This is a genomic window from Rhodoferax sp., assembly GCF_039922535.1.
In the GTDB taxonomy this organism is placed as follows: Bacteria; Pseudomonadota; Gammaproteobacteria; order Burkholderiales; family Burkholderiaceae_C; genus Rhodoferax_B.
In genome coordinates, this window is sequence record NZ_JBDTEM010000488.1 from 1 (window position 1) to 9,697 (window position 9,697).

Sequence of the window (9,697 nt, forward strand, 5' to 3'; positions counted from 1 at the left end):
TTGCTGGGACAACAACCTGGTGGAAAACGCCCGCGCCTGCGCGCTGGCCGGGGCCACCCTGCTGATCGCACCGCACCAGACCGGCGGCACCCATTCGCGCAGCCCCCACGGCATGAAGCCGATTGCATTGGAAAAATGGGCCCAGCGTGCGACCCACCCCGAGGCGATAGAGGCGGAATTCAAGGGCGACAACGGCCGCGCGTGGCTGCTGCGCTGGCTGCCCTCACGTGCCCACGACAACGGCATGTTTGTGCTGTTCAGCAACGGTGTCGGCCAGGACGACGACGAAGTGCGCACCGGCAACGCCATGGTGCTCGACCCCTATGGCCGCATCCTGGCCGAAACCTGGGTTGCCGCCGATGCCATGGTGGTGGCCGATCTGGACCTGGGCCTGGTCGACCGCTGCACCGGCCAGCGCTGGCTGCGGGGTCGCCGCCCTGCCCTCTATGGCGTGCTGGCCCAGGTGCGCGGCGATGAACTGGGCCCACTGCAAGCCCGGTTTTCAGAGGCCCCTACACTGGCAGCCTGACCCCCCAACACGCCAGGACACCATGCCCCACGCCTACCGCCAGGAAGCCCCCACCCGCGCCGACATCGACACCCGCCCCGGCCCGCTGGTGCTGGAGTTTGGCGACGACTACTGCGGCATTTGCAGCGCTGCCCGCCCGGCCATCGAACAGGCGCTGGGCACACGGCCCGAGGTGCAGCATCTCAAGATTGCCGATGGCCGGGGCCGCCCGCTGGGCCGCTCGTTTGGCATCAAGCTGTGGCCGACACTGGTGTTTGTGCAAGACGGGCGTGAAATGGCGCGGCTGGTGCGGCCCATGCAGGCGCAGGCGATTACCGAAGCCCTAGATTTGCTACCGAAATAGGAGCTTCTCACGCTGATGGGACTGGCGCTAACGGTCTATTTCTCTTATATTTTTTGGATAGGAGAAAACATGTCCATCCAGCTCGACCACACCATCGTTCCAAGCCGCGACAAGGTCGCTGCAGCACGCATGCTGGCGGAGCTGCTGGACGTGCCCTGGGCACCCAGCGGCATCGGGCCGTTTGCGCCGGTGTACCTCAACGACGGGCTGACGCTGGACTTCATCGAGACCGACAAAGCATTCCCCATCTACCACTTCTGCTTTCGGGTGGAGGATGCCGCATTCGATGCGATTCTGGGCCGCATCCGGGCCGCGGGCATTGCGTTTCGCAGCACGGTACGTGGTGCGGACGACGGGCAGGTCAGCCCCTTCATGGGCGGGCGCAGCATCTACTGGAACCAGCCCGACGGCCACCAGTGGGAGATGCTGACCGTGAGCTACGCACGCCAAGACCCGACTACGGTGGCGAATGCAGGCGATTCGAGGGCGCTTGCATAGAAATTACGACCGTAAGCCCGGCGTATAGTCGCGCGCTTACCTTATGAAGCATTTACTCAATTTATTAGCCGCTATCGCACTGCTCGTCTGGGGAACCCATCTGGTACGCACCGGCGTACTGCGGGTATTTGGGGCCAATCTGCGCCAGATCCTGGCGCGCAGCATGGGCAACCGGTTCACGGCGGCCTTGTCCGGCATCGGCGTGACGGCCCTGGTGCAGTCCAGCACCGCCACCTCGCTCATGACATCGTCCTTCGTGGGCCAGGGCCTGATCACCCTGCCCGCCGCGCTGGCCATCATGCGCGGGGCCGACATCGGCACCAGCCTGATGTCGGTGCTGTTCTCGTTTGATTTGTCCTGGCTGTCACCGCTGTTCATCTTTGTCGGCGTGGTGCTATTCCTGTCCACCAAAGACGGCACGGCCGGGCGGATTGGCCGGGTGCTGATCGGCCTGGGCCTGATGCTGCTGGCTTTGCGGCTGGTGGTGGAGGCCACCGAGCCGCTGCTGGCTTCGCCGGTAATACGGGGCCTGCTGGCGGCGGTGAGCAGCGACGTGCTAATGGAAATCACCCTGGGCATGCTGCTGGCGGTGCTGGCCTATTCCAGCCTAGCGGTGGTGCTGCTGATTGCCGCGCTGGCCGCGTCCCACGTGATCCAGATGGACGTTGCCTTGGGCTTGGTGCTAGGGGCCAACCTGGGCAGCGGCGCGCTGGCGGTGCTGACCACCCTCAAGTCGGCCACTGAAGTGCGCCAGGTCACTGTGGGCAACTTTGTCTTCAAGCTGATGGGCGTAGTGCTGGCCGCCCCCTGTATCGGCCTGTGGCTGCGCCACGTGCACCCGTCCATGCCCGATGCCACACAGGGTGTGGTGCTGTTCCACCTGGCCTTCAACGTGGCCATGAGCGTAGCCTTTATCGGGCTGACGCAGCTGGTGGCCAAGGCCATGGAAAAGCTGCTGCCCAAGCCGCCGGACCAACCGGCCGAACGCACCCGGCCCCAGCACCTAGACCCGTCCGCCCTGTCCACGCCTTCGTTGGCCATCTCCTGCGCGGCCCGCGAGGCGCTGCACCAGGCCGACGTGGTGGAGACCATGATGCTGGGCATCCTGACCGTCATCAAAAACAACGACCTGGCGCTGGCCGACGAGCTGCGCAAGCTCGACGACACGGTGGACCGGCTGTACTCGGCCATCAAGTACTACCTGACCAAGATCTCGCGCGAAGCCCTGTCGGAAGAAGAAAGCCGCCGCTGGACCGACATCATCAGCTTCACCATCAACATGGAGCAGATCGGCGACATCATCGAGCGCGTGCTGATCGACGTAGAAGACAAAAAGATCAAGCCCGGCCGCAATTTCTCCGAAGCGGGCATGGCCGAAATCACCGAGCTGCACGCCCGGCTGGTCGACAACCTGCGCCTGTCGATGAGCGTGTTTTTGAACGGCAATGTGCACGACGCGAAAAAGCTGCTGGAAGAAAAAGCCCGCTTCCGCGACCTGGAGCACGCCTACTCGCGCTCGCACCTGGTGCGGCTGGCAGACAACACCCAGTCGAGCATCGAAACCAGTTCACTGCACATCGACCTGATCAGCGAATTGAAGCGCATCAACTCGCACATCTGCTCGATTGCTTACCCGATCCTGGATTCCGCCGGCGCGCTGGCACCGAACCGGCTGCGCACGTCGAAGCTGGCAGATTTGGGATAAAGCTTAGTGGTAATCGTCTTCCCGCTGGTGCCGAATCGCCAGGATATTGACGACCTGGCCCGCTTCAATCTCGTACAAGGCCACATAGCCTGCGCGGCGCAGCGGAATCACCAGTTCTCGTAAAAATGGGCTGTCTGCGGCCTTGCGGAAGATAAACGGGGTACGGCACAAATGGGTTTCAACGGCGGCGCGGACCGCGTCGATCACGTCCTGCGCAGCATCGAAGTCTTCGACGGTTTGGGCACGGTCGAGCAAAAAGTCCAGCAGCCGCAGCAAGTCTTCGCGGGCACTATCGGTGTAGCGAACCTCGAATAAGTCCGTCACCCCAATACCTTTTTGCGCCGCCCGTCCAGTCTGCGCTGCATTTCGGCATGCACGTCAGCCGCAGCGTGGTAGCTGCCAGACTGCTTGGCATCGGCACTGGACTGCAGGCCACGCGCCAGAAACTCGGCCTGCGCCAAACGGCGGTGGATGGTTTCGCGCACCGCTGTTTCCATCAAGCTGGTCAGCGTTTCACCGTCACGCAACACGCTTTGGGCGGCTTCGCGTAGCGCGGGTTCGACGCGCAGAGAGGGGAAGCTGGTGGTTTTCATCATGCAATGCGATGTAATTGCGATGCGATAGTCTACTACCCTTGCTACCCCCGACTACCCGCCCGTCACCGGCGGGAAAAACGCCACTTCCGCCCCATCGGACAGCGCGGCGTGCGCATCCACCATCCCCTGGTTCAACGCCACCCGCACCGACCGGCCTGGGGCCAGGCTGCTGGCATAGGCACCGCCACGGGCTACCAGCTCGTCGCGCAATGCCTGTACGGTGGCCGCGCTGGTGTCCACCAGTTCCTGGCCGGTGCCCAGCGCCTCCCGGATGGAGGCGAAATATTTCACGGTGAGTCTCATGCCTGCAGCTCCGCCAGCGGGATGAAGCGCACCATGTCGCCCCAGGCGATGGTCTGGCCGGGCAAGGTGTCCACCAGGCCGTCGGCCCAGGCGGCGCTGGTGAGCACGCCCGAGCTTTGGTTGGCAAACAGGTCCAGCCCGCCCGCCGCATTGCGCCGCACGCGCAGGAATTCACGCCGCTTATCGGCCCTCGGCCAGTCAAAGTGGGCAGGCAAAGCCATGGCGGGCGGCTCCACGGCGGTAGCGCCTTGCAGGCGCAGTACAAACGGCCGCACCAGCAACAAAAAGGTCACGAAGCTGGCCACCGGGTTTCCGGGCAGGCCGATGAAGTGGCAAGGACCCACTGCACCGTAGGCGAAAGGCTTGCCGGGTTTGATGGCCAAGGCCCACAGGTGCAAGTGCCCCAAGGTTTGCACGGCGGCTTTGACGTGGTCCTCTTCGCCCACCGAGACACCGCCGCTGGTCAGAATCAAATCGTGCGTCTGGCTGGCGGCGCGCAGCGCGTCCACCGTGGCATCGCGCTGGTCGGGCACGATGCCCAAATCGGTGACCACGCAGCCCATGCGCTGCAGCAGGGCGCGCAGGAAGAAGCGGTTGGAGTTGTAGATGGCTCCGGGGCGCATGTCTTGCGGGGCCACGTCGCCGGGCATCACCAGTTCGTCGCCGGTAGAAAACAAGGCCACGCGGGGGCGGCGCGCCACACACACTGCATCCATGCCAATACTGGCCGCCAGCGCAATAGATGCGGGCGCAAGGCGCTCACCTTTCGATAGCACTACGGCATTTTTAGCCACGTCCTCACCGGCGCGGCGCACGCAGTCGCCCGGCTGGGGCGGGCGCAGCACGCGCACCGTGCCGTCGGGCTGCACGGCGCACTCTTCCTGCATCACCACCGCGTCGGCTCCGGCGGGCAAAGGCGCACCGGTGAAGATGCGGGCCACGGTGCCGGGCTGCAGCGGTCCGGGGGCAGCGCCTGCGGCGATGCGTTGGGAAACTGGCAAGGAGGGAAGTGCAGCATCGCCCACGTCTGCCGCGCGCATGGCGTAGCCGTCCATCGCGCTGTTGTCGAACGAGGGCACCTGCAGCGGGGACACGGCATCCTGCGCCAGCACGCGGCCATCGGCATCGAAGGTGTTGACCCACTCGGTGGCGGCCAGCGGCACGGCGTAGGCCAGCAACGTAGCCAGCGCGTCATCGAGCGGAATCAGGGGAGCACGGGGAGTCATACGGGGGCCTGGTATTCAAAGATGTCGGCGTGCAACTGCAACCAGGCCACCACGGCGGCGGGGTGGTTAATGTCGAGCACGGGGAGCGTGGAGGGGCTTGGTAGAGGCGAATCGGTGGCGATAGCGACGATGCGCGGGTCATCGGGGTACTGCACGGGCTGGTCGGAGGCGGCGCGCCAGACTTCGATCTTGGGCAGGTCGCTGGTTTTGAAACCTTCCACCAGCACCCAGTCCACGCCGGGGTTGAGCTCGGCGATCAGCGCGTGCACCGACAGGCGCTCGGGCTGCTCAAATTCGCGCACCAGGGCGAGGCGCAGGTCGGAGGCAATCACCACTTCAAACGCGCCTGCCTGGCGGTGCCGCCAGCTGTCTTTACCCGGCTGGTCGATGTCAAAACGATGGTGCGCATGCTTGGCCACCGAGACGCGCAGGCCCTGCTGCTTGAGCAAGGGAATCAGTTGCTCGACCAGGGTGGTTTTGCCCGAGCCGGAGAACCCGGCAAACACCACGGCCTTCATGGCTGCACCGGACTAAAGCTATATTTTTGATAGCTATCTGCGCAGGTGGAATATGCGCTGGATGCCGTTTTAACCACAAGTTCTCTCGATCAGAGATTTGACCTGCGCCACGTCGGCGGGCAGGTTCAGCACGCGCTTGGGCAGGGCTTCGATGCCAATGAACTGCGCTGGCCGGTCGGGTTCGCGGCCCAGGGCTTCAACGATGGTCGATGCAAATTTGATGGGCAGCGCCGTCTCCAGCACCAGCATAGGCACACCGGCTTTCAGGTGCTCACGGGCGACCTTCAGGCCGTCGGCGGTGTGGGTGTCGATGACCATGCCGAAGCGGGCATCGGTGTCGCGGATGGTGGCCAGGCGGTCGGCGTGGGTGCTCTTGCCGCTGGCGAAACCGTAGCGGGTGGCAGCGTCTTTGAAAGCCGGGTCGGCGCTCAAATCAAAGTAGCCCTGGGCCGCCAATTGCGTGCTGAACAGGTCTTTGGTGCGCGCACCGTCGCGGCCCACCAGGTCGAACACAAAGCGCTCGAAGTTGGAGGCCTTGGAGATGTCCATCGACGGGCTGGAAGTCTCATGCGTATCGGCGCTGCCGCGCACGCGGTAGATGCCGGTGCGGAAAAATTCGTCCAGCACGTCGTTCTCGTTCGTCGCCACCACCAAAGTGGCAACCGGCAGACCCATCATGCGCGCTACGTGGCCCGCGCAGACGTTGCCGAAGTTACCCGACGGCACGGAGAAACTGACCTGCTGGTCATTGGTCTCAGTCGCTTGGATGTAGCCGGCAAAGTAGTAGACAACTTGGGCCAGCAAGCGCGCCCAGTTGATGCTGTTGACGGTGCCGATCTTGTACTTGCGCTTGAAATCCAGGTCGTTGGACACGGCCTTGACGATGTCCTGGCAGTCGTCGAATACACCTTCAATGGCGATGTTGACGATGTTTTCGTCCATCAGGCTGAACATCTGCGCCTGCTGGAACGGGCTCATGCGGCCTTGCGGCGAGGTCATGAACACGCGCACGCCTTTTTTGCCGCGCATGGCGTATTCGGCCGCGCTGCCGGTGTCGCCGCTGGTGGCACCCAAGATGTTGAGCTCTTCACCGCGCCGGGCCAGCTCGTATTCGAACAGGTTGCCCAACAACTGCATGGCCATGTCTTTGAAGGCCAGCGTGGGGCCGTTGGACAGCCCCTCCAGCAGCACACCACTTTCCAGATGCCGCAGCGGCACGATTTCGCCGGTGCGGAACACCTCTGCGGTGTAGGTCTTGGCGCACAGAGCGCGCAGGTCGGCGGCGGGAATGTCGTCGATGTACAGGGAAAGGATTTCGAACGCCAGCTCGGCGTAGCCCTGCTGGTGGTAGACGCTGCGCCAGCGGGTCAGCGTGGCGCTGTCTACCTGCGGGTAGTGCGCGGGCAGGTACAGCCCGCCGTCGGGCGCCAGGCCTTCAAGCAGGATTTCGCAAAATTGACGGGGGGTGGCATCGCCACGGGTGGAGAGGTAGTGCATGGGGTTTGTCTCGCAGTCAATGTGCCGCAACGCAGGGTGCTTGCGCGACATAAATGTGGGCAAATTTTAGCAATGCAGTGCCACCATTCTGCAGCTGTACTCCAGACGTAAAAAAACCCAGCCAGGCTGGGTTTTTGAAGCTGTATTCAGCTGCGGATGGCTGCTTACTTGGCGCAGGCCTTGCCACCGGCGGGGTGGTTGCCCTTGGCCTTGGCATCGGCTTCGGCCATGTATTCACCGGTCTTGGTCTTGCCGTAGAACTTGGTACCTTCGCAATGGTAGGTCTTGGACTTTTCGTTCACCCAGACCTTGCCGTCGCCGCCACCGGCTGCTGCCATGGTGGGCATGGCGCTAGCGGCCTTTTTAGCGGCAGGGGCTGCGGCGGCAGGCTTGGCGGCAGCAGGCGCAGAAGCCATGGCGGCAGGAGCCGAAGCGGTGGCGGCAGGCACGGCAGTGGCGGCAAAGCCCACACCGGCGAAGCACATACCAAGGGCGATAGCGAGGGCACGGATATTCGATTTCATGGGTTTTCCTTAAAAAACTAGCGGTTGGGGGGCACAGCGCTGGTGGTTTGCGCTTGTGAACCTCAACGGCCCATGCCGTGCGCCGGACGACCGCTTTACCTTACGCTAACTCTTCTTTACGAATCCGCGTGATCGGAGCCAGCACGGTGGGCAAGGCCTGCATCTGCGCCAGGGCGGCGTTCATGCGGGACTCCACACAGTCGTGGGTCAGGATGATCACGTCGGTCTGGGTGGCACCCTCGCCACCGACCTCGTCGGCTTCGCGCTGCAGCACCGCGTCAATGCTGATGTCGGCGGCCGCCAGCAGGCCGGTCACGGTGGCCAGCACGCCAGCCTGGTCGGCCACACGCAGGCGCAGGTAGTAGCTGGTGACGACTTCGCCCATGGGCAGCACCGGCAGGTCGCTCATGGCGTGGTGTTGGAAAGCCAAGTAGGGCACGCGCTGGGCGGGTTCGGCAGTGTGTAAGCGGGCAATATCCACCAGGTCGGCGATCACGGCGCTGGCGGTGGGCTCGCTGCCCGCGCCCTTGCCGTAGTACAGCGTGGTGCCGACGGCATCACCCTGCACCATCACGGCGTTCATGGCACCTTCCACATTGGCGATCAGGCGTTTGGCGGGCACCAGGCTGGGGTGCACGCGCAGTTCCACGCCGTTGGGCGTGCGCTTGGTGATGCCCAGCAGCTTGATGCGGTAACCGAGCTGTTCGGCGTACTTGATGTCTTGTGCGCCCAACTGGGTGATGCCTTCGATGTAGGCCTTGTCGAACTGCACCGGGATGCCGAAAGCGATGGCCGACATCAGCGTCAGCTTGTGGGCCGCATCCACGCCTTCGATGTCGAAGGTGGGGTCGGCCTCGGCATAGCCCAGGCGCTGGGCTTCTTTGAGCACCACGCCAAAGTCCAGACCTTTGTCGCGCATTTCGCTGAGGATGAAGTTGGTGGTGCCGTTGATGATGCCCGCCACCCACTGGATGCTGTTGGCGGTCAGGCCTTCGCGCAGCGCCTTGATGATGGGGATGCCCCCGGCCACCGCAGCTTCGAAGGCCACCATCACGCCCTTGGCATGGGCCGCGGCGAAGATCTCGGTGCCGTGCACGGCCAGCAGCGCCTTGTTGGCGGTGACCACGTGCTTGCCCTGGGCAATGGCTTCCAGAACCAGCTCTTTGGCCAGGCTGGTGCCGCCAATCAGCTCGACGATGATGTCGATGGCCGGGTTTTGCACGATGGCGCGCGCGTCGGCCACCACTTGGGCACGGTCACCGACCAAAGCCTGGGCTTCGGCAATATTGCGGCGCGAGACCATGGTGACTTCTATGCCGCGCCCGGCACGGCGCTTGATTTCTTCTTGGTTGCGTTGCAAGACGTTGAACACGCCGCTGCCGACGGTGCCGATGCCGAGGATGCCTACTTGGATGGGTTTCATATGATTTTTAAGTATAAAAAGTGGCTCTAGCGCAGGTAGCACCTGCGCTAGGCGCTACGTTTACGATAGTGTTCCAGGAATTTGGCGACGCGGCTGATGGCTTCGCGCAGGTCGTCTTCGTGGGGCAAAAATACGATGCGGAAGTGGTCCGGCGTGGGCCAGTTGAAGCCCGTGCCCTGCACCAGCATCACATGGGTTTCCTGCAGCAGCTCCAGGATGAACTGCTGGTCGTCCTCAATCGGGTACAGGGTCTTGTCCAGCTTGGGGAACATGTACAGCGCGGCGGTGGGCTTGACACAGCTCACGCCCGGGATGGCGGTGATCAACTCGTAGGCCAGGTCGCGCTGGCGGCGCAGGCGACCACCCTCGCCCACCAGGTCGTTGATGCTTTGGTAGCCGCCCAGCGCCGTCTGGATCGCCCATTGGCCGGGCACATTGGAGCACAGCTTCATGTTCGAGAGCATGTTCAGGCCCTCGATGTAATCGGTAGCCGATTTTTTATCGCCCGATACCACCATCCAACCCGCACGGTAGC

At 63.6% G+C, this 9,697-nt stretch carries 13 protein-coding genes; 4 read left to right on the forward strand and 9 right to left on the reverse strand.

Translation table 11 applies throughout. From position 1 onward, the window contains the following. The 4 genes from ABI213_RS22790 to ABI213_RS22805 all read left to right on the forward strand — a co-directional run. A partial coding sequence (locus tag ABI213_RS22790) for a nitrilase-related carbon-nitrogen hydrolase (protein ID WP_348028800.1) occupies window positions 1-529 on the forward strand: 529 nt, incomplete at its 5' end. A 22-nt stretch (window positions 530-551) separates the two neighbouring features. After that, a complete protein-coding gene (locus ABI213_RS22795; protein WP_348028802.1) occupies window positions 552-872 on the forward strand; it encodes a thioredoxin family protein in 321 nt (106 codons plus the stop codon). A 69-nt stretch (window positions 873-941) separates the two neighbouring features. Further along, complete coding sequence (locus ABI213_RS22800) at window positions 942-1,370, forward strand: VOC family protein (protein ID WP_348014569.1); 429 nt, start codon at window positions 942-944, stop codon at window positions 1,368-1,370. 43 nt (window positions 1,371-1,413) lie between these two features. After that, complete coding sequence (locus ABI213_RS22805) at window positions 1,414-3,075, forward strand: Na/Pi cotransporter family protein (protein ID WP_348028804.1); 1,662 nt, start codon at window positions 1,414-1,416, stop codon at window positions 3,073-3,075. Between the two features lie 3 nt (window positions 3,076-3,078). On the opposite strand, the gene ABI213_RS22810 is transcribed toward ABI213_RS22805, so the two are convergent. The 9 genes from ABI213_RS22810 to ABI213_RS22850 form a co-directional block, all read right to left on the reverse strand. After that, a complete protein-coding gene (locus tag ABI213_RS22810) occupies window positions 3,079-3,399 on the reverse strand; it encodes a type II toxin-antitoxin system RelE/ParE family toxin (RefSeq protein WP_348028806.1) in 321 nt (106 codons plus the stop codon). After that, window positions 3,396-3,671, reverse strand: a complete 276-nt coding sequence (locus tag ABI213_RS22815; RefSeq protein WP_348005762.1) for a YlcI/YnfO family protein — start codon at window positions 3,669-3,671, stop codon at window positions 3,396-3,398. Before ABI213_RS22815 ends, ABI213_RS22810 begins: the two co-directional genes overlap by 4 nt. Window positions 3,672-3,722: 51 nt before the next feature. Continuing rightward, window positions 3,723-3,974 (reverse strand): molybdopterin converting factor subunit 1, encoded by a 252-nt coding sequence (gene moaD, locus ABI213_RS22820; protein ID WP_348028808.1) that lies wholly within the window; start codon window positions 3,972-3,974, stop codon window positions 3,723-3,725. Next, window positions 3,971-5,200, reverse strand: a complete 1,230-nt coding sequence (gene glp / locus ABI213_RS22825; RefSeq protein WP_348028810.1) for a gephyrin-like molybdotransferase Glp — start codon at window positions 5,198-5,200, stop codon at window positions 3,971-3,973. Before glp ends, moaD begins: the two co-directional genes overlap by 4 nt. Next, window positions 5,197-5,718 (reverse strand): molybdopterin-guanine dinucleotide biosynthesis protein B, encoded by a 522-nt coding sequence (gene mobB / locus ABI213_RS22830; RefSeq protein ID WP_348005759.1) that lies wholly within the window; start codon window positions 5,716-5,718, stop codon window positions 5,197-5,199. Before mobB ends, glp begins: the two co-directional genes overlap by 4 nt. Window positions 5,719-5,787: 69 nt before the next feature. After that, entirely contained in the window at window positions 5,788-7,215 is a 1,428-nt protein-coding gene (gene thrC, locus ABI213_RS22835; RefSeq protein WP_348005758.1) for a threonine synthase, read from the reverse strand. Between the two features lie 164 nt (window positions 7,216-7,379). Further along, window positions 7,380-7,739 (reverse strand): signal protein, encoded by a 360-nt coding sequence (locus ABI213_RS22840; protein ID WP_348005757.1) that lies wholly within the window; start codon window positions 7,737-7,739, stop codon window positions 7,380-7,382. Between the two features lie 100 nt (window positions 7,740-7,839). Beyond that, a complete protein-coding gene (locus tag ABI213_RS22845) occupies window positions 7,840-9,162 on the reverse strand; it encodes a homoserine dehydrogenase (protein WP_348005756.1) in 1,323 nt (440 codons plus the stop codon). A 47-nt stretch (window positions 9,163-9,209) separates the two neighbouring features. Then, window positions 9,210-9,697 (reverse strand): aminotransferase class I/II-fold pyridoxal phosphate-dependent enzyme (locus ABI213_RS22850; RefSeq protein ID WP_348028812.1); only part of this gene is annotated, 488 nt, incomplete at its 5' end.